The 19116-nt window shown below is 27.1% G+C and carries 20 protein-coding genes; 8 read left to right on the top strand and 12 right to left on the bottom strand.

Going from position 1 to position 19116, the window contains the following annotated elements; genetic code table 11:
• From ACTTBM_RS07850 to ACTTBM_RS07840, 3 genes are all read right to left on the bottom strand, one after another.
• Positions 1-845, bottom strand: an 845-nt coding sequence (locus ACTTBM_RS07850) for a hypothetical protein (RefSeq protein ID WP_440635442.1), incomplete at its 3' end; no start/stop codon positions are given.
• Positions 842-1900 carry a peptide chain release factor 2 gene (gene prfB / locus ACTTBM_RS07845; protein ID WP_440635445.1) on the bottom strand — a complete coding sequence of 353 codons (1059 nt, stop codon included), beginning with the start codon at positions 1898-1900 and terminating at the stop codon, positions 842-844. The genes ACTTBM_RS07850 and prfB, both read right to left, overlap by 4 nt.
• Before the next feature lie 36 nt (positions 1901-1936).
• Positions 1937-4273 carry a penicillin-binding protein 1A gene (locus ACTTBM_RS07840; RefSeq protein WP_440635441.1) on the bottom strand — a complete coding sequence of 779 codons (2337 nt, stop codon included), beginning with the start codon at positions 4271-4273 and terminating at the stop codon, positions 1937-1939.
• Positions 4274-4375: 102 nt separating this feature from the next.
• On the opposite strand from ACTTBM_RS07840, the gene ACTTBM_RS07835 reads away from it, so the two are divergent.
• Positions 4376-6184, top strand: coding sequence for an Rne/Rng family ribonuclease (locus tag ACTTBM_RS07835; protein ID WP_440635440.1), 1809 nt, complete (start codon positions 4376-4378; stop codon positions 6182-6184).
• Here the strand turns inward: ACTTBM_RS07835 and ACTTBM_RS07830 are convergent.
• A complete protein-coding gene (locus tag ACTTBM_RS07830) occupies positions 6177-6950 on the bottom strand; it encodes a thiazole synthase (protein WP_440635439.1) in 774 nt (257 codons plus the stop codon). The genes ACTTBM_RS07835 and ACTTBM_RS07830 overlap by 8 nt on opposite strands.
• 1 nt (position 6951) lies before the next feature.
• On the bottom strand, positions 6952-7161 hold the full coding sequence (thiS, locus tag ACTTBM_RS07825) for a sulfur carrier protein ThiS (RefSeq protein ID WP_075506542.1): 210 nt from the start codon (positions 7159-7161) through the stop codon (positions 6952-6954).
• Positions 7162-7177: 16 nt separating this feature from the next.
• Here thiS and aroQ point away from each other — a divergent pair, with 16 nt between their 5' ends.
• From aroQ to accC, 3 genes are read left to right on the top strand one after another with little or no spacing between them, the layout of a single operon-like run.
• Complete coding sequence (gene aroQ, locus ACTTBM_RS07820) at positions 7178-7618, top strand: type II 3-dehydroquinate dehydratase (protein WP_440614626.1); 441 nt, start codon at positions 7178-7180, stop codon at positions 7616-7618.
• The gene (locus ACTTBM_RS07815) at positions 7615-8049 is read left to right on the top strand and encodes an acetyl-CoA carboxylase biotin carboxyl carrier protein (protein WP_440614627.1); all 435 of its coding nucleotides are present in this window, start codon (positions 7615-7617) and stop codon (positions 8047-8049) included. Before aroQ ends, ACTTBM_RS07815 begins: the two co-directional genes overlap by 4 nt.
• 3 nt (positions 8050-8052) lie before the next feature.
• Positions 8053-9390 (top strand): acetyl-CoA carboxylase biotin carboxylase subunit, encoded by a 1338-nt coding sequence (gene accC, locus ACTTBM_RS07810; RefSeq protein ID WP_440635438.1) that lies wholly within the window; start codon positions 8053-8055, stop codon positions 9388-9390.
• Here the strand turns inward: accC and ACTTBM_RS07805 are convergent.
• Both ACTTBM_RS07805 and ACTTBM_RS07800 read right to left on the bottom strand, forming a co-directional pair.
• A complete protein-coding gene (locus ACTTBM_RS07805; protein ID WP_440635437.1) occupies positions 9387-9788 on the bottom strand; it encodes a DUF2155 domain-containing protein in 402 nt (133 codons plus the stop codon). The genes accC and ACTTBM_RS07805 overlap by 4 nt on opposite strands.
• Positions 9751-10110: an NADH-ubiquinone oxidoreductase subunit NDUFA12 family protein gene (locus ACTTBM_RS07800; RefSeq protein WP_440633944.1), complete on the bottom strand. Its 360-nt coding sequence runs from the start codon at positions 10108-10110 to the stop codon at positions 9751-9753. Before ACTTBM_RS07800 ends, ACTTBM_RS07805 begins: the two co-directional genes overlap by 38 nt.
• Positions 10111-10224: 114 nt before the next feature.
• On the opposite strand from ACTTBM_RS07800, the gene ACTTBM_RS07795 reads away from it, so the two are divergent.
• Positions 10225-11040: a TSCPD domain-containing protein gene (locus tag ACTTBM_RS07795; RefSeq protein ID WP_440635436.1), complete on the top strand. Its 816-nt coding sequence runs from the start codon at positions 10225-10227 to the stop codon at positions 11038-11040.
• A 4-nt stretch (positions 11041-11044) separates the two neighbouring features.
• Here the strand turns inward: ACTTBM_RS07795 and aspS are convergent, their stop codons facing one another.
• Genes aspS through ACTTBM_RS07780 form a run of 3 tightly spaced genes read right to left on the bottom strand, consistent with a single transcriptional unit; the run spans position 11045 to position 14568 of the window.
• A complete protein-coding gene (gene aspS / locus ACTTBM_RS07790) occupies positions 11045-12829 on the bottom strand; it encodes an aspartate--tRNA ligase (RefSeq protein ID WP_440635435.1) in 1785 nt (594 codons plus the stop codon).
• Positions 12830-13492 carry a DNA replication protein gene (locus ACTTBM_RS07785; protein WP_440635434.1) on the bottom strand — a complete coding sequence of 221 codons (663 nt, stop codon included), beginning with the start codon at positions 13490-13492 and terminating at the stop codon, positions 12830-12832.
• Positions 13489-14568 carry a DUF2066 domain-containing protein gene (locus ACTTBM_RS07780; protein ID WP_440635433.1) on the bottom strand — a complete coding sequence of 360 codons (1080 nt, stop codon included), beginning with the start codon at positions 14566-14568 and terminating at the stop codon, positions 13489-13491. The genes ACTTBM_RS07785 and ACTTBM_RS07780 overlap by 4 nt, the downstream gene beginning before the upstream one ends.
• Before the next feature lie 11 nt (positions 14569-14579).
• Here ACTTBM_RS07780 and purM point away from each other — a divergent pair, with 11 nt between their 5' ends.
• Complete coding sequence (gene purM / locus ACTTBM_RS07775; protein ID WP_440635432.1) at positions 14580-15611, top strand: phosphoribosylformylglycinamidine cyclo-ligase; 1032 nt, start codon at positions 14580-14582, stop codon at positions 15609-15611.
• The gene (gene purN, locus ACTTBM_RS07770) at positions 15586-16167 is read left to right on the top strand and encodes a phosphoribosylglycinamide formyltransferase (RefSeq protein ID WP_440635431.1); all 582 of its coding nucleotides are present in this window, start codon (positions 15586-15588) and stop codon (positions 16165-16167) included. Before purM ends, purN begins: the two co-directional genes overlap by 26 nt.
• Here purN and ndk read toward each other — a convergent pair.
• Complete coding sequence (gene ndk / locus ACTTBM_RS07765) at positions 16157-16558, bottom strand: nucleoside-diphosphate kinase (protein WP_440635444.1); 402 nt, start codon at positions 16556-16558, stop codon at positions 16157-16159. The genes purN and ndk overlap by 11 nt on opposite strands.
• Position 16559: 1 nt before the next feature.
• On the bottom strand, positions 16560-18014 hold the full coding sequence (locus tag ACTTBM_RS07760; RefSeq protein WP_440635430.1) for a leucyl aminopeptidase: 1455 nt from the start codon (positions 18012-18014) through the stop codon (positions 16560-16562).
• A 58-nt stretch (positions 18015-18072) separates the two neighbouring features.
• Between ACTTBM_RS07760 and ACTTBM_RS07755 the strand changes: the two genes are divergently transcribed.
• On the top strand, positions 18073-19116 hold a 1044-nt coding region (locus tag ACTTBM_RS07755), incomplete at its 3' end, for an LptF/LptG family permease (RefSeq protein ID WP_440635429.1).

Below are 19116 nucleotides of genomic sequence, written 5' to 3'. Positions count from 1 at the left end.
ATATCAGAGTCTATTTTTAAATTAGTTAATTTAAATTTATTAGTTATTTCAAAATTAAAAATATTCTCAGAACTAAACTTGGTATTTTTTAAATTAAAGTTATTTAAATTTAAATTTAATATATTAATTAAATTATCTGATAAAACTGCCTCAGAATTTTGAATCTTACCTTCAACATAATGATTATTGTTCTTTTTGTTAACTTTTAATAATTTAGATGAAAAATCAATTTGATCTGTTTCAAATTTAATATCTTCAAATAAATATTTGTCTTTTTCTATATTAAATAAAAAATTAATATTATTAAAATCTAGTCCATTAAAAAATTTAAATTTTCCATCCTTCAATAATCCTTTGATTTTGTAATCATTTTTAATTTTTCCATTTTGATCTAAGTTAAGATTTAGATCTAAAATTACATGTCCTTTTTTAATGAAAGTTTCCAAAATTAATAATTCTGGTTTGTTACTTGTGGCTCTTATAAATTTAACAAAATCCTTTAATAATATTGACTTTGTTGCTACCTCAAAATTAGAGGAAACTAATTTATTTTTAAGAATAGAATCAAGTGATACTTGAGTTTTTATATATTCGAGCTCAAGTGGTCTATTTGCATAATATATATTTGCGCCAATAGTTTTTGCATTTATTTTAAGTTTAAAAGGATCAAGAATTAATTTTACTTTTTTTAAAGATACATCCAAATTCTTATTACTTTGAACAACTGTGTCTTTTATCTGCTGATTAAATTTGTTTGTTTCTATTCCAACAATGCTTAAATAAAATATTAGTGATATTAAAAATCCTAGTAATAATAAAAAGTATTTAAAAATATTTATTTTCATTTAATTTTGTAAAGAGATTGTTCTAAAAAATCATCTAATTCTCCATCAAGAATTTTATCTGGACTTGTGCTTTCAAAATTTGTTCTGTTATCTTTTACCAATCTATAAGGTTGCAAAACATATGATCTTATTTGATGCCCCCAACCAATTTCTGATTTACTGTTTTCTGTACTTTGATTCTCCTCTTCTCTTTTTTTAATTTCAAAATCATACAATCTTGCTTTTAACATATTCATACAAGTTTCTTTATTTTTATGTTGCGATCTTTCATTTTGGCATTGAACTACTATTTTCGATGGAATGTGAGTAATTCTTACAGCGCTATCAGTTGTATTTACATGCTGTCCACCTGCACCGCTTGATCTATAAGTATCTATTCTCAAATCTTTCTCTAAAATCTCAACATTTATATTTTCATCTACTACTGGGTAAATCCAGACACTTGCAAAACTTGTGTGCCTTCTTGCTCCTGAGTCAAATGGAGAAATTCTAACCAAACGATGAATGCCTGATTCTTTTTTTAGCCAACCAAATACATAATCACCTTCAATTTTTATTGTTGCTGATTTAATGCCAGCTTCATCTCCTTTGTGCTCACTAATTAAATTTGATGTAAAACTTTTTTTATCAGACCACTTCAAATACATCCTTCTCAACATATCTGCCCAGTCTTGACTTTCTGTGCCTCCAGCACCTGCATGTATTTCTATATAGCAATCTAGTGAGTCTGCTTCGTCTGATAAAAAACACTTGATTTCGTTTTTTTTTACTTCTTTTTTTAAATCTTTAATATTTTGTAATGTTTCTTCCTGAACTGCCAGATTATTTTCCTCTAAAGCAAGCTCATTCAAATCGTCAAAATCATTTAATTTTTGGATAGACTGATTTAAAGAATTTACTAAATCTTCGTAGAGTTTTTTTTCTTTTATAACTTTTTTTGAATTATCTTTATCTTGCCAAAAATTGGCATCTAACATTTGAGAATTTAATTTTTCAAGTTTTGAATAAATTTTATTGTTTTCAAAGATACTCCTTAATTCTTTGATTAATCTTATTTATTTCTTCTTTGTAATTTTGGTAATTGTTATCCATTAGTAAAACTTTAATATATTGTTTATATCCATTCTATCAGAATTTGAATAAAGAACTTTGCCATCTACAACATTTTTCTTTTTAAAAACCTCAATTATTGTATTTTTGGATGTAAATTTAGCTTTCTGGCCTGTTGAGGGATCCACAACCATCATAATTGTATCTTTTGCAGCTTTAAATGGTCTAGCCTCAGACTTTTTAACAGAATTTTTTATAAAACTTTTGAATATTGGTAAGGCTGTTTTTGATCCTGTTTCAAATTTACCAAGTGGTGTTGGACTATCCATTCCAACATAAACACCTACTAACAAGTTTGATGTAAAACCAATGAACCAAGTATCAGTATTATTATTCGTTGTTCCTGTTTTTCCTGCTATATTTAATTTTAAATCTCTTAATTTTTTTGCGGTTCCTCTTTGAACTACCCCTTCAAGTATTGACGTCATTTGATATGCGGTTTCTTCAGAAAAAATTTGTGTAAATTTATTTTTTAACTCAGGATAATCGCCACTAAGATAGGATACTGCATCACAATTTAAACAAGATCTCTTATCATTATTATAAATAGTATTTCCCTCACTATCTTGAATCCTGTCAATCAAAACAGGCTCAACAAGTTTTCCTCCATTAACAAAAACAGAATAAGCAGATGTAAGCTGCAACAAAGTAGTTTCAGCAGAACCTAAGGAAATTGACAAAAGTTCTTCAGGATTTTCATAAATTGAAAGTTTTTTTGAATAGTTAATAATTTTATCCAACCCTAAATCTTGAGCTATTCTAACTGTCATTAGATTTCTTGATTTCTCCAATCCAGTTCTGATTGTAGATGGACCATAAAATTTTTTTCCATAATTTTCTGGTTTCCATAACTTTAAATCATCTCCTTGATCTAAAACTAAGGGTGCATCCAAAACTAATGATATAGGTGTATAATTATTTTCTAAAGCAAGAGCATAAACGAATGGTTTAAATGCAGATCCTGGTTGTCTTTTTGCTTGTGTTGCTCGATTAAACTCACTTTTTTTAAAACTAAAACCACCATTAAGAGCCAAAACTCTTCCCGTATAAGGATCCATTACAACAATTCCTCCATTTATTTTTGGCAATTGTTGTAAACTATACTTTTTATCTTTTATATGTTTCACGTAAATTATGTCACCAATTTTTAATAATTGGTTAAACTCTTTTTTTGTCCATGAAATATCTTTATATTCAATAACTCCATCATTTTCATCAATCGTTTCTACAATTGCTGAAAATTTATTTAATTTTTTTACAATTGCTAATTTCCAATTAATTGATTTTTCAAGTTTGTATTTATCTAAATCTTTGTACCAATTTGAATTGTAAGGTTTGTTAATTAGCGCTCCCCTCCAACCTTTTCTCTGATCATAGGAAATTAACCCAGATCTTAGAGAATTAGTTGCAATTTTTTGTAAATCTAAATCTATTGGAGTATTGATATTTAGACCTTGTTTATAAACTTTATCGTATGTCAAACTTTCTATGACATTTTTTCTAACGTCTTCAATATAATATTGTGCGTCCTCTAAGTATATTTTTTGTTTTTTCTTTAATTTAATTTCTTGATTACTTAATTTTTCTAACCACTCAGATGTAATATAATTATTTTCATATAAATTTTTTAAAACTAAATTTCTTCTAAATTTTGCTAAATCTTTATCTTTATAAGGATTGTATTTGCTAGGCGCTTTAGGTAAAGCAGCTAACAATGCAGCCTCTGAATAATTAAGTTCTCTAATAGATTTGTCAAAATATTCTAGACTTGCGGCGGCCACTCCATAGGCACCACTACCAAGATAAATTTGATTTAAATAAAGTTCTAATATTCTTTCTTTAGATAACGCTCTCTCAATTCTAAATGCTAAAATTGCCTCTTTTATCTTTCTATTTAGACTTACTTCATTTGTTAATAAAAAATTTTTTGCTACTTGTTGAGTAATTGTTGAGGCACCTTCTAATCTTTTAGAAGCCATTGTATTTGAAATATTGTTTATAACTGCTCTTAGAACTCCTTTCGCATCTACACCAGGGTGAGAGAAAAAATTTTTATCTTCTGCAGATAAAAATGAATTAATTACATTTTTTGGTATAGCATTGTACGGAACAAAAACTCTTTTTTCTTTTGAAAAATCTGCAACCAATTCTCCATTTCTTGAGTAAACTTTGCTTGAGACTGGTGGCTTATAACTCTTTAAAAATTTATAATCTGGAATATCGTTAGAGTATTTCCATAAAATACTAAATATTAAAATACCCAATAATATTAAAATAGTAGAGGAAAATAACAGAATATTTTTAAATAATTTACTCATTTTGTTTCCATTATATCTTGGAATTTGTTAAAGATAAGGCATCAGAGATAAACAAAATTTATTACTAAACAAAAAATTAATGAAATTAACAATCAGCATATTATGGAAAAAAATTTATATATCGATGCATCGCATCCAAATGAAACTAGAGTTGTACTTAAATCAGGTGAAAATATTGAAGACTACGAGTACGAAGGTTTAAAAAACAATTTAATAAAAAATAATATTTATTTAGGTAAGGTAAGCAGGATTGAACCTTCGCTCCAAGCAGCTTTTGTTGACTTTGGAAGAGAAAGACATGGATTTTTATCATTTAATGATATTCAGTCAGATTATTATCAAATACCAAAAGCTGATCTTGAAAAAATAAAAGAAGAAGAAGAAAAAGCAAGGGAAGAACTTTCAAAGCAAGTTGAGGCAAAAGAAGAAGAAAATATTGCTGAGGGCAAACTTGAAATAGATGATCCAATAGAGGAAAAGGTTGAAAATTTAGAATCTGATAAAGAGGAAATAGAGATAAAAGAAAATTCAGATACAGAGGAAAAAACTGAAAAAAAACCTGAAAAAAAATTCAAATTTAAAAAATACAAAATTCAAGAAGTAATCAAACCTAATCAGGTAATTCTTGTACAAGTCATCAAAGACGAGAGAGGTCAAAAAGGTGCTGCACTAAGCACATTTATTTCAATCGCAGGAAAATACATAGTGTTAATGCCAAACACACCTAAAGGTGGTGGAATTTCTAGAAAAATATTTAATCCTGCTGATAGAAAAAAAATTAGAACTATTTTAAATGAAATTGAAATTCCTAAAGAGATGGGTTTAATTGTAAGAACAGCGGGAAGCAACAAGACAAAAAATGAAATCAATAGTGACTTAACAACTCTTATTAATACTTGGGGACAGATAAAAGATAATGCAATTAACTCTATAGCTCCATCTTTGATTCATCAAGAAAGTGAAATAATTAAAAGAACTTTAAGAGATATGTACGATGATAGCACTAACCAAATTATTGTTGAAGGAAATGAAGGTTATAAAAAAGCCCAATCTTTTATGAAAACAATGATGCCATCAAGTGTAAAAAAAGTTAAAAAATATAGAGGAAGAACACCGCTATTTATTGAGGAAAATATTGAACAAAAATTAAATCAAATTTTTGACTCAGAAATTAAACTCAAATCAGGAGGATATTTAGTTATTAATCCTACAGAAGCACTTGTATCGATAGATATTAACTCTGGTAGCTCAATTAAAGGTAAAAATGTTGAGAGCACAGCTTTAGACACAAATATTGAAGCAGCAGAAGAAATTGCGAGACAAATAAAAATAAGAGATTTATCAGGATTAATAATTATAGATTTCATTGATATGCTTAGTTTTGGAAACCGACGCTTAGTAGAAAGAAAGCTTAAGGAAAAATGTAGATCTGATAGAGCAAGAATTCAAATAGGAAGAATAAGTAATTTTGGACTTTTAGAAATGTCTCGACAAAGATTGAGAGAAAGTGCTGTTAAATGGAAGGTAACTTTAACAGACGAGTCTTTTGCTCAAAAATTATTAAAAATTGTTGAATTAAAGGCTGTAACCAATAAAGCAAAATTTGTTGAAGTAAGAGTCTGTGAAAAAATTTCAGATTTTCTAAAAGAAAACTTTGTTAATGATTTAACTTACTTTGAAAAAAAAAATAAAATGACAATTGATATCATTAGTGACAACTCTCTGATAATTCCAGAATATATTATCAACGTTCAGAACAAATCCAAAAAAACTATTGAACTTGTTGAACATTATGAAAAATTAAAAAACTTAGAAACCCAAAATAAAGAAGATAAAATTTCTCAAAAAAAAGAAGTAAAAAAAATAAAAAAGAATTATAAAAAAAATAAATATTATAAAAAAACTAAATAATACCTTTTAATGGAGAAGAAGGGTTTCCCATTAAAGTTTTATCTATTCTTCCTGAGTTATATGATTGTCTTCCAGCAATAACAGCATTTTTAAATGCAAGAGCCATATCAAATGGTTTTTTTGCTTTCGCAATTGCAGTGTTTACCAATACTCCATCACAACCCAGCTCCATTGCAATTGTAGCATCTGAAGCCTGTCCAAGACCTGCATCAATTATCAACGGAAGTTTAGTTTGTTTCCTGATTATTTGAATATTAATTTTATTTTGTATTCCTAAACCTGATCCAATTGGTGCTGCTAGTGGCATTATCGCAGCAGCCCCAACATTTTCTAATCTTTTTGCCATTAATGGATCATCGTTACAATAAACCATAACTTTAAACCCCTCTTTAGTAAGAACTTCAGTAGATTTTAAAGTTTCAATCATATCTGGAAATAAATTTTCTTTATCTCCCAAAACTTCTAATTTAACTAATTTCCACCCACCAATTTCTCTTGCTAACCTCAAAGTTCTCAAAGCTTCTTTAGAATTAAAACAACCCGCTGTATTAGGTAAATAGGTAATCTTTTTTGGATTTATATAATCCATTAACAAAGGTTTGTTCTTATCAGAAATATTTACTCTTCTAACTGCAACAGTTACTATCTCTGCTCCTGACAATTTGATAGCTTTCGCACATTCAGACATAGTTTTATACTTTCCAGTACCAACAATTAATCTAGATTTAAATTTTTTTTTAGCAATGATGAGATTATCTTTTTTCATACTACCCTCCTCCTATAAAATGAACAATCTCAATTTTGTCGTTTTGTTTTAATTTAATTTTGTTAACATTTTTTTTATCTATTATTTCTTCATTAAGTTCAATTGCTACTTTTTTCATAGGAATTTTAAGGTGTTTTATTAAATCTGAAAGTTTATATGTTTCAGAAATTGATCTGTTTTTACCATTTACTTTGATTTTTATTTTTTTCATCGTATATAAAAGCTGAATGAATAATAAAATAATTATTATTAATGGTCCAAATCTTAATCTATTAGGTGAAAGAGAACAATCACAATATGGATCAGGTAACTATGAACAACTTAAAGAAAATTGTTTAAAAAAATCAAAAGAAGTTGGGCTAGACTGTGAATTTATCCAATCAAATTTGGAAGGAGATTTAGTAAATACAATTCAAGATGCACGTAAAACTTATGATGGAATGATTATAAATGCTGCCGCATTTACACATACTTCAGTCGCAATAAGAGATGCACTTGAATTGTTCAAGAAACCAATAATTGAAATGCATATATCAAACATATATAAAAGAGAAGAATTTAGACATAAATCACTTATTAGTGGAGTTGCTACAGGTGGGATTTTTGGATTAGGCACTGAAGGATATATTTTGGCCATAATTTCATTACAAAAGCTTTTACAAAAATGAAAATAGATAAAAACATAATCAAAGAACTTAGTAATTATTTAGATGAGTTTAATTTAACTGAAATAGAAATTACCGAAAAAGATACTAAAATTAAAGTTTCAAAAAATAACGTATCAATTAGCAATCAAACAATTCCAGCATCTGTAAACAATACAAATTTAACTGCTGCTTCCAAATCTTCTGAAAGTGTTAAATCTGGTACAGAAATTACTTCTCCAATAATTGGAACTGCTTATCATGCACCAGAACCTGGGGCAAAAAAATTTGTTGAAGTCGGTAAAAAAATTAAAAAGGGTGACACAATAATGATTGTTGAAGCAATGAAAACAATGAACCATGTACCTTCTACCCATGATGGTGTTGTAAAAGAAATTTGTGTTGATGATGGTCAGCCAGTTGAGTTTGGTCAAACAATTCTTATTTTAGAATAAATAATGTTTAAAAAAATTTTAATTGCAAACCGTGGGGAAATTGCAGTTAGAATTATAAGAGCATGTAAAGAATGGGGTATAGCAACTGTAGCAGTCCATTCAGATGTTGATAGAGAAAGCATGCATGTAAGAATGGCAGATGAAAGTGTCTGTATAGGTTCTCATCAACCAGCAAACAGTTATTTAAATATTCCTGCATTGATGTCTGCAATAGAACTGACTAATGCAGACGCTGTTCATCCAGGATACGGCTTCTTATCAGAAAATGCTAACTTTGCTAAAATTTTAGAAGAAAATAAAATTAAATTTATTGGTGCATCATCCAAACATATCGAAATGATGGGTGATAAAATTCAAGCTAAAAGAATAGCTAAAGAAAATGGTTTACCAGTTATTGAAGGATCTGAAGGTGGTGTTAGGGATATTAATGAAGCAAAAGATCTTTGTAAAAAAATTGGTTTTCCTGTTCTGATTAAAGCCTCAGGTGGAGGTGGTGGAAAAGGTATGAAAATAGTACATAAAGAGGAAGAATTTGAAACTTTGTTTTCAACAGCTAAATCAGAGGCACAAAAATACTTTGGTAATGACGAAGTATATATTGAGAAGTTCTTTCAAAATCCAAGACATATAGAAGTTCAAATACTCGCTGGAAAAAACAGAGTTGTGCATTTGCATGAAAGAGATTGCTCTGTTCAAAGAAGACATCAAAAACTTATTGAGGAAACCCCAAGTCCTGTTTTGAATGATGAAATTAGAAAAGATCTTTTTGAAAAAACTGTAAAAATGGTCTCTAAAATTGGGTACATGGGTGCAGGCACAGTTGAGTTTATCTATGAAGATGGAAAGTTTTATTTTCTGGAAATGAATACTAGAGTTCAAGTTGAACACCCTGTTACAGAAATGGTTACAGGAGTAGATATTATTAAAGAACAAATTTGGATAGCGTTTTCTGAGGAAACAGCACTACATCAAAGCGACATTAATCCAAGAGGTCATGCTATTGAATGCAGAATAAACGCTGAGGATGCCAGTAAAAATTTTCAACCTTCTCCAGGAGTTATAAGCATGTGCCACCAGCCATCTGGATTTAGAACAAGAGTAGATGGTGCTATATTCCAGGGTTATAAAGTCACTCCATATTATGACAGCATGGTTTGTAAGTTAATTTGTCATGGGCGAAACAGAACTGAAGCTATTCAAAGAATGAACCGATCTTTAGATGAATTTGTTATTGAAGGTATTACAACTACTATCCCACTTCACAAAAAATTGTTAAACCATAAAAAATTTATCAATTCAGATTTTAATGTAAGCTGGCTAGATAAAGATACTATAGTTTAATAACATTTTACTAGCCACACATCGTAAATTGGATGATCAAATGGAGTTATTGAAGGGCTTGATGAAAACATCCATCCATTAAAAACAAAAACTTCATCATTATTTAGATTCGATAAATCTCTGACTTGAATGTAAGCAGTAACTTCTGGATTATCGTCAAATTCAGAATTTTTACATTTTAAACTCTGAATTGATAAGTCTTTAAATTTTAGCAATTGACCATTTTTAAGTTTTAATGAAGTATTTTTAGAACTAATTTTATCTAAAATCTTAATTTCTGTAAAAGAACCCTCAAGTTGACTTTTTGAATGTGAAATAGTTGTAAATAGAAAAAAGAGGATTGGTAAGTAAAGAAAAAAACTACTCTTTCCAACTAGTATATTTTTTTTTAACACCATCTTTATTTTTATTTGGATAATACGCTTCTTCTGTTCCCGTTAGGTTTGACTGATGAGGTTTTTGCCACTCATATTTTTCAAGCTCGTGTTTTTTTTCTATTTTGTTTGGTGTAAAATGCATCCATGAATACCACTCTACAGGAATTTTTGATGCATCAATAACATCAGAATATATAACCCATCTTTTTCCTTTTTTATCTTCGTAATATTTATTTCCAAACTGATCTGTACCAGCAAGTTTTCCAAAAAAAATTGTTTTTAATCTTGTGCCAAAAGTGTCCTGATTCCACCAAGTGAAAATTTTTTTTAAAAGTGTCAACATGTTATTTTATTTTTTATTTCAATTAAAAATTGTAAAAATTAAATTAGACTAAAATTTGAATAAGTATATAAATTAATAGAATCTATTTTCAAACTAATTTTAAACTGAGGTAAAATGGCAAAATATCTTGTAGAAACTTATTATACTTGTACCTTTAAGGTGAATCATTACTTAGACGATATTAATGAAACAGAGCTTAAAAACTTAGAAAAAAGAGACGACGGTAAATTCGAAGTTTTAGATGTCAAATTAGACAATAGAAAAACTAAAAGTTTAGATCCAAATAATAAAAAAGTAGTTGAAAATAAAAAAATTGAAATTGTCTCAAAAAGTACAAGTGAAAATTCAATAAGTAAAGAAACCGTCGTTCAAAACTTAAACAAGCCCTCAGAAAAGGGTGGCAAAAGATTTAGTATGCCTGACAGACGAAAAGGCTATATTCAAAAAGCTACAATTGGAGATCATAAAGTTTATCTTCATACAGGCGAATATGAAGATGGAAAAATTGGAGAAATATTTATCGACACAAGTAAAGAAGGAGAACTAGTTAAGGCATTAATGAATAACTTTGCTATAGCAGTATCTTTAGGTCTTCAATACGGAGTGCCATTAGATGAATTTATAAGTGCATTCGTGGGAACAAAATTTGAACCATCAGGTAAAGTACATGGAAATGATAGAATATTGAGCGCAACTTCTATTTTAGATTATATTTTTAGAGAGTTAGCTATATCTTACCAAAACAGAGAAGATCTTGCACATACTCCTGCAATTGGTGGAAACGATACGAATGTTCAAGAAAATGAAGATCAAAATCAATTATTAAAAATTGTAAAGGATATTACTAGCAAAGGATTTGTTAGAAATAACTATAATAAAAATCTTGTTGATTTATCTGATGTTAAAATAAGTCTTAAAGGCAAAAAATAATTTTTTATTTTTTAATTTTTAAAGACAAATTTAATTCTTTTAACTGTTCAGGATTTACATCAGATGGAGCGTTCATCATCAAATCCTGTGCATTCTGGTTCATTGGAAACATTGTTACTTCTCTAATATTTTTTTCATTAGCTAACAGCATAACAATTCTATCGATTCCAGGAGCAATACCCCCGTGAGGTGGAGCGCCATAACTTAATGCATTTATCATACCACTAAATTTTTCATCTACTTGCCGCTTATCATAACCAGCAATTGAGAATAACTTATACATAAGTTCAGGTTTATGATTTCTAATAGCGCCAGAGGATAATTCAATACCATTACAAACAATATCGTATTGATAAGCCAATAGTTCTAGAGGATTTTCAAGTTCTTTTTCTGTCAAATCACCTTGTGGCATAGAAAATGGATTATGACTAAATTCAATTTTATTGGTTACTTCATCTCTTTCAAACATTGGATAATCAACTATCCAGCAAAACGCAAAAATATCTTCATCAATTAAATCTAAATCTTCTGCAATTTTATTTCTTGCCTGAGAAGTTATTTTTTCTAATTCATTTTGTTTGCCACATGCTAGAAAAATACTGTCCCCTACTTCTGCATTAGTTAAATTCATTATTTCTAGCAATGCTTCTTTGGTGAAAAATTTTCCTATAGGTCCTTTACCAGATAACTCAGTATCTTTTTCAAATGTAAAATAAGCCAAACCTGATGCTCCTTGTTCTTTGGCCCATTTGTCAATATTATCGAAAAAGCTTCTTGGTTTGTCCTTAGTATTTTTTGTTATTATGCATCTTACTCTTGAACCAGATTTTACTAACTTTTTAAATATTTCAAAAGATACATCTTCTCTTGTAAATATTTCAGTAATATCATTTATTATAAGTGGATTTCTTAAATCTGGTTTATCACTTCCATATTTTAAGATTGCTTCTTTGTAAGAAATTCTTGGAAACTTATCGTTTAATAATTTTTTATTTGAAAATGTTTTAAAAGTATTAACCATTAATTTTTCAACTACTTTAAAAACATCTTCTTGTTCTACAAAAGACATTTCTAAATCTAGTTGATAAAATTCACCTGGACTTCTGTCTGCTCTTGCATCCTCATCCCTAAAGCAAGGGGCTATTTGAAAATACTTATCAAAACCAGATACCATAATTAGTTGTTTAAATTGTTGTGGTGCTTGAGGTAACGCATAAAACTTCCCTGGATTTAATCTACTTGGAACTAAAAAATCTCTAGCACCCTCAGGACTAGAGGATGTTAATATTGGTGTTTGGAATTCCAAAAAACCTAATTTAGTCATTTCATTTCTAATATGTGAAATAACTTTTGATCTTAAGATTATATTTTCATGTATTTTTTTTCTTCTTAGATCCAAAAATCTATATTTTAACCTTATTTCCTCAGCATATTCTTGATCACTGAAAACTGGCATCGGTAATTCTTTGCAAGAACCTAGTTCTTCGTAAGTATCAATTTTTACCTCAATTTCTCCTGTGCCTATTTCTTTGTTAATTGTATCTTCAGATCGAGCTACAACCTTACCTTCGATTTTAACAACAGTTTCTAATTGAGTTTTTTCTAAGTTTTTGAAATTTTTATTATCCTTATCTATAATACATTGTGTGACACCATAATTATCTCTTAAATCTATGAATAATAAGTTACCATGATCTCGTTTTTTATTGATCCAGCCTGAAAGAAATACTTTTTTATCAACGTCTTCTTTTCTTAATTCGTTACAAGTATGTGTTCTATATTTGCTCAATTAATCTCCTAAAGCTTCTTTAATAATTTTAAAATCGATTGGTTTTTTCCTTTTTAAACTAATTTCGTCGATCTTATATATGAATTCAGATATTTTGCCATAGGATCTATCTATTCTTTTTATAATGAAATCTATTAATTTCTTATCAATTGATATCTGACGATCGGAGAGATTTTTTAATATTAGGGCATATAATAAATCATCCTCTGGTTTATCAATCTTTGATAAAATAAAATTTTTAGCTCTAGAATTTAAATCATTTAATTCAAAGGAGTAATCAACTATGGGTTTGGTTGAAGTAACAATTAAGTATTTATTGTCTTGCTCAATATTGTTCAAAAAAGTAAATAATAACTTTTCATCAATATTTTTATTTAAATCTTCAATAATTATATTTTCATAGATTTTAATTTTTTTTAAATATTCATTACTAATATCCGCTGCGTTTATTTTAATACCCTTAAATTTATGTAAAAAAATATTAATTAAATGAGATTTTCCAGAAAATTTTTCACCAATTAAATTTATAAAATTTTTTTCCCATTTAGGCCAACTATTCAATAATAAAAATGAAAATTCATTAGATTTTGATACATAAAAATCCTGATCTTGAAAGTTTTGTTCATAATCAAATTTTAAAATTTCTTGATTTAAAGATTTCATTCTAATACCCAAATTTTATTTTTGATTTCAAAAAAATAATCATAATCTTTCATAACATTTAAGAACTGATCTCGGGTACCATTAAATATTAATTTATAAATGTTTTTTTTATTATCAAATTTAAATATATTGAATTTATTAACCAATTCTATATTTGAAAGTGTTTCTTCAAACTGATCAATTTTAATTATATTGCTATTATCGACTGATATAGTCAAATCCAATTTAATTGATGTATTTATTATGTTTTTTAATTTCCAATAATCTTCAAAAACTGTTTTTTGTTTATCTATGAATTTTTTTAAATCTTCTAAATTTTCTAAATTTATATTTTTGAATTTAAAATTTTTTAAATTTTGGTTCTTGTTAAACACTATTTGATTAAGTACTCGAATTTCTTGATTATTTTTAAAAACAATCATTATAATAAAATCTTCAAAATTATATTTTTTTGAAATTTCTCTAAAATCAAAATCTTCTAAATTGTTAATATTTTTTTTAATTAAATTATAATCGTCGATATCCTCGTTTGGTAAAATGTAATTTAGTTGATGGTATTTTTCTTTTTTAAAGTTCCAATTTTTAAATAATTGACTTTCTGAAAAAAGAAATATTTCATTTTTTTCTTCATCTACTTCTATTGGAAAAAAAATTAAATCTTTTTGAATAATAGATGAAGGAAATACATTTTTTTTTTTTAATAATTCAAAAAAACTTCTTCTATTAAATTCTACATTTAAAGTAAGATTGTATATTTCATTAATAAAGTTTTCCTGAACAATTGAAAATGTTTCAACTAATCTTTTAACTTCTTTGGTTGAAGAATTTTGAAGTTTTTTTTGATCTTTGCTTTGAACAATAGTTAAAATAAGTTCCTCATATGCTTCAACAAAGCCTCGGTTTATGATCTTATTTTTATCAAATGAGGCGTTAAATGGAGATGATATTTCGATTTCTTTTATAGAAAATGTTTTTGCAACACTATTTTCTGTGGAAAAAAAAATATTTAATAAAGCAAGAAATAGAAAAAGATTATATAAACTCTTCAGTTTAATTAATTTTGAAAAACACCTCATAAAATATTGTAATGAATAATAAAAATTTTACCTATAAAAAAAGTGGTGTTAACATTAAAGCCGCTGATAAGTTTGTAAATTTCATTTCATCAATATCATCAAAAAAAAAGGGCAAAAAAAAGTTTTCTAATATCGGGGGATTTGGTTCTATTTCAAATATTCCAAGTAATATAAAGCATCCTCAAATAGTTGCATGTACTGATGGTGTTGGGACTAAAATTGAAATAGCTAATTCTTTAAATAAATTTGATACAATCGGTATTGATCTTGTGGCAATGAGTGTAAACGATTTAATTGTTCAAGGTGCAAAACCGTTGCTTTTTTTAGATTACATTTCAATAAACAAAATTGATTTAATTAAACTTAAATCGATCATAAAAGGAATTATTAGAGGATGTAAACTATCAGATTGTGAACTTGTGGGTGGAGAAACAGCAGAGATGCCTGGTACTTATTCAAAAGGTAAATTTGATATAGCTGGTTTTGCTGTTGGTATTGTTGGTAAAAATAAAATCTTAAACAAAAAAAAAATCAAAAAAAATAATTTAATTTTAGCAATACCATCTAGTGGATTACATTCAAATGGGTTCTCGCTTGTAAGGTATTTAATAAATAAAAAAAAAATTAATATAAATAATAATAAATTTTTAAAATCAGAACTTTTGAAACCAACAAAAATATATGTGAAAGAAATAATCAAGCTAATTTCAAAAAATCTTATTAATGGTTGTGCAAATATTACAGGGGGAGGACTTTCTGATAACATTAAAAGAGTTGTACCTGATAATTTGATTGCTGATATAGATTTAAGTAAAATTAAAACTTTAAAAATTTTTAATTGGCTTAAAAAAAATGGAATATCAGAAAATGAAATGTTAAAAACATTTAACTGTGGTGTTGGCTTTTGTTTAATTATTAATCAAAAAAACTTGAACAAAATTCAAAGTTATTTTCCTAAAAATTACAAACCATATGTAATTGGAAAAATTATAAGTGGTAAAAATAAAGTAAAATTAAATGGTTCTATCAACTGGAATAAATAAAATAAAAACTGCAGTATTTATTTCTGGAACAGGTAGTAATTTAAAATCACTAATTAAGTTCTCTAAATTAAACAAATCACCTATTTCTGTTAAACTAATTATTACTAATAATAAGTTAGCCAAAGGTTTGAAGTATGGAGACATTTTTAAAATAAAAAAAAAAATAATTCATTTCAAAAATAAAGAAATTGCTGAAAAAAAAATACTTAATGAACTTGCAATAAATAAAATTGAATTAGTTTGCTTAGCAGGATTTATGAAAATTCTTTCTAAAAATTTTATTAAAAATTTTAAAGGGAAAATTTTAAATATTCATCCCTCCTTGTTGCCAAAATATAAAGGTTTAAATACTCATGAAAGAGCTATAGAAAATAAAGATAAATACTCAGGATGCACTGTACACTTTGTAAATGCAAAACTAGATTCTGGAAAAATAATTCTACAAAAAAAAGTTAATATTTTAAAAAAAGATTCCCCAGTTAGTCTTGCTAAAAAAATTCTAGCTCAAGAGCATAAATTATATCCAAAAGCTATTTTGAAAGTCTTTAATCTTTAAAAAAGAAATCAATTTCAATTTTGGCATTTTCAACACTGTCAGATCCATGAACAGAGTTTTTATCAATTGAAATCCCATATTTCTTTCTAATTGTGCCTTCATCAGCATCTTTAGGATTTGTTGCTCCCATCAATTCTCTATTTCCTAAAACTGCATTTTCTTTTTCAAGTACCATTACTACTATTGGTCCTGAGGACAAGTATTCACATAAATCATTATAAAATGGCTTTGTTTCATGAACTTTATAAAAATTCTCAGCTTCAGATTTTTCAATTTGAATTTTCTTTTCTTTTAAAATTGAAAAACCATTACTTTTAAACATTTCTTTTATTTCATTTTCGAGATTTCTCTCTACTGCATCAGGTTTTATAATTGATAAAGTTTGTTCGATATTACTCATATTTGTCCTCTATTAGTTTATTTAATAATCTTACACCATAACCGGTTGCTCCACCCGAATTTAATGCTCCTCCATATTTAGAGAAAGCCATTCCAGCTATATCTAGGTGAGCCCATGGTGTTTTCTTTAAGATAAATCTTTGCAAAAATTGAGCTGCAGTTGTTGAGCCTGCTCCTCCAACATAATTTATATTTTGCATGTCAGCATTTTTAGAATCTATTAATTTATCAAAATTTTTATTTAAAGGCATTCTCCAAACTTTTTCTTCAACCTTTTCACCAGCTTCGATTAATTGATTTGATAAATTATCATCATTTGAAAATAAACCTGCGTACTCAGATCCTAATGAAACAATTATTGCACCAGTTAGAGTTGCTAGATCAACTATAAATTTAGGTTTAAATTTTTCTTCTGTATAGGTAAGTGCATCAGCAAGTACTAGTCTACCTTCTGCATCGGTATTTAAAATTTCAACTGTTTTTCCACTATAAGATTTAACTATATCTCCTGGTCTTTGAGCATTTCCACCTGGCATATTTTCTACTAAGCCAACAACTCCAACTGCATTCACTTTTGCTTTTCTTAAAGCTAAACTTTTCATTAATCCAACAACAACTGCTGAACCAGCCATATCATATGTCATGTCTTCCATAAATTTAGCTGGCTTAAGTGAAATCCCTCCAGTATCAAAACAAACTCCTTTACCTACAAATGCCAAAGGTTTGGAATTGTTTTTCAATCCATTCCATTCCATAGTTACCAAATAAGAACCTCTTGCACTGCCTTGGCCAACACCAAGCAATGTATTCATCCCTAATTTTTTTAATTTTTTATCATCGTAAACAGTTATTTTTAAACCATCTCTAGCTAATAATTTTAATCTTTTTGCGTATTCATCTGGGTGCAAAATATTGCCAGGTTCTGAAACTAAATCTCTTGTATAAAACGTACCCTGTTCTATTGCTTTAAATTTTATTTGATCATTTAATGAGGGGTTATTTTTTCCAATAACAATTATTGATGTATTTTTTGTATCTTTTTTTGTTTTATACTTATTGAATGTGTATGATTTTAATTTTAATCCAAGCAGAAAAAAAGCTATGAAGTTTTTCAAATTTTCTGATGTTGTTTCAGAATTAATAACATAATCATTTATTTTTGAATTTTTTATAAAATTAAAAAATTTTGCACCTAATTTTTCTATTGAAAGAGAATTGAGATTTTTTGGATATGAAATTAATATAATTTGTTTTTTTGAGTTTAAATCAAAACTTAATATTTCTTTTTTTAAATCTCTGGCTTTGATTAAATCTGAAATAAAAACATACTCTGATTTTGATATGTGTCTCTTTAAGTTAGTTAAGCTAAATTTATCATCCACAAATAGTACATGGGAAAAAGTGCTTTTGTTTTTAAGATTATTTTTATAACTAATATTTATCGACATAAATTACTACATTCCTTGTGAGATGAGTGGTATATATGAGTAAAAATACTTTATTTCAATGAAAAAAATTTTATTTAGAAAAATTTTATTTGATTGCTTAACTTTTTTTCTAATTTCCCTAATTAGCATCAGTACAATTATTTGGATATTTCAAGCAGTAAATTTCTTAGATATTATGATAGAAGATGGTAGAGATTATCAAGTATATTTTAGTTATTCTCTGCTAAATTTTCCAAAAATAATCAGTAAAATTATACCCTTTTCAATTTTTTTTAGTTTTTTTTATATAATTTCTAAATATGAAATCCAAAATGAGTTAATGATATTTTGGAATTTTGGCGTGTCTAAGTTTCAATTAATTAATTTTTTTTTGAAAATATCATTTGCAATACTGCTTTTTCAGATAATTTTGACAACATTTATTATTCCTTACACTCAAGATCTTGCAAGATCTTATTTGAGAAACTCAAATTTTAATTTTTTTGAAAATTTTATTAAACCAAAAAAGTTTAATGACAATATTAAAGGTTTGACAATCTTCAATGAAAAAAAAGATAAGGATGGGGTTTATTATAACTTATATTTAAAAAAAAAAACTAATACAGGCTATCAAGTTACTTATGCAAAAAAAGGTGAATTTATAAAAATAGGAAATATACCAATTCTAAGATTGGTTAATGGAGAAACTATAACTGAAACGAATGGAAAGATTACAAACATAAGTTTTTCCATGTCTGACATTAACTTAAGTGATACCAAAAGTAACACTACAACTTATATAAAAACTCAAGAATTATCTTCAATAAAATTAATCAAATGCATAAATTTACTATATGGACTGGAATTATTTAACTTTAGTAAAACAAAAACTAAAATTGAAAATTGCACAATTCAAAATTCACGTAATATAGTAAAAGAACTATATAAAAGATTAATAATCCCTTTTTACATTCCATCGCTCATCCTTACAGCGTTGCTATTAATTATAAAATCAAAAGAAAATATAAATTTTAATAGACAAAGAATCTTTATTTTTGTTATTGGTTTAATTATTTTAATTGGTTCAGAGTCTACTTTAAGATTAATTGATAACAAATTATTT

Source organism: Candidatus Pelagibacter sp. HIMB1746 (genome assembly GCF_052047555.1).
GTDB lineage: Bacteria > Pseudomonadota > Alphaproteobacteria > Pelagibacterales > Pelagibacteraceae > Pelagibacter.
This window is presented reverse-complemented; position numbering and strand designations above follow the sequence as displayed.

Excerpts from the sequence above, each read along its gene's own strand:
- accC (WP_440635438.1), top strand. The coding sequence starts at position 8,053 with ATGTTTAAAAAAATTTTAATTGCAAACCGTGGGGAAATTGCAGTTAGA.
- purN (WP_440635431.1), top strand. The coding sequence starts at position 15,586 with ATGGTTCTATCAACTGGAATAAATAAAATAAAAACTGCAGTATTTATT.
- ACTTBM_RS07760 (WP_440635430.1), bottom strand. The coding sequence starts at position 18,014 with ATGTCGATAAATATTAGTTATAAAAATAATCTTAAAAACAAAAGCACT.
- ACTTBM_RS07780 (WP_440635433.1), bottom strand. The coding sequence starts at position 14,568 with ATGAGGTGTTTTTCAAAATTAATTAAACTGAAGAGTTTATATAATCTT.
- ACTTBM_RS07805 (WP_440635437.1), bottom strand. The coding sequence starts at position 9,788 with ATGGTGTTAAAAAAAAATATACTAGTTGGAAAGAGTAGTTTTTTTCTT.
- ACTTBM_RS07815 (WP_440614627.1), top strand. The coding sequence starts at position 7,615 with ATGAAAATAGATAAAAACATAATCAAAGAACTTAGTAATTATTTAGAT.
- ACTTBM_RS07795 (WP_440635436.1), top strand. The coding sequence starts at position 10,225 with ATGGCAAAATATCTTGTAGAAACTTATTATACTTGTACCTTTAAGGTG.
- thiS (WP_075506542.1), bottom strand. The coding sequence starts at position 7,161 with ATGAAAAAAATAAAAATCAAAGTAAATGGTAAAAACAGATCAATTTCT.
- ACTTBM_RS07800 (WP_440633944.1), bottom strand. The coding sequence starts at position 10,110 with ATGTTGACACTTTTAAAAAAAATTTTCACTTGGTGGAATCAGGACACT.
- ACTTBM_RS07835 (WP_440635440.1), top strand. The coding sequence starts at position 4,376 with ATGGAAAAAAATTTATATATCGATGCATCGCATCCAAATGAAACTAGA.
- purM (WP_440635432.1), top strand. The coding sequence starts at position 14,580 with ATGAATAATAAAAATTTTACCTATAAAAAAAGTGGTGTTAACATTAAA.
- ACTTBM_RS07830 (WP_440635439.1), bottom strand. The coding sequence starts at position 6,950 with ATGAAAAAAGATAATCTCATCATTGCTAAAAAAAAATTTAAATCTAGA.
- ACTTBM_RS07840 (WP_440635441.1), bottom strand. The coding sequence starts at position 4,273 with ATGAGTAAATTATTTAAAAATATTCTGTTATTTTCCTCTACTATTTTA.
- ACTTBM_RS07785 (WP_440635434.1), bottom strand. The coding sequence starts at position 13,492 with ATGAAATCTTTAAATCAAGAAATTTTAAAATTTGATTATGAACAAAAC.
- aroQ (WP_440614626.1), top strand. The coding sequence starts at position 7,178 with ATGAATAATAAAATAATTATTATTAATGGTCCAAATCTTAATCTATTA.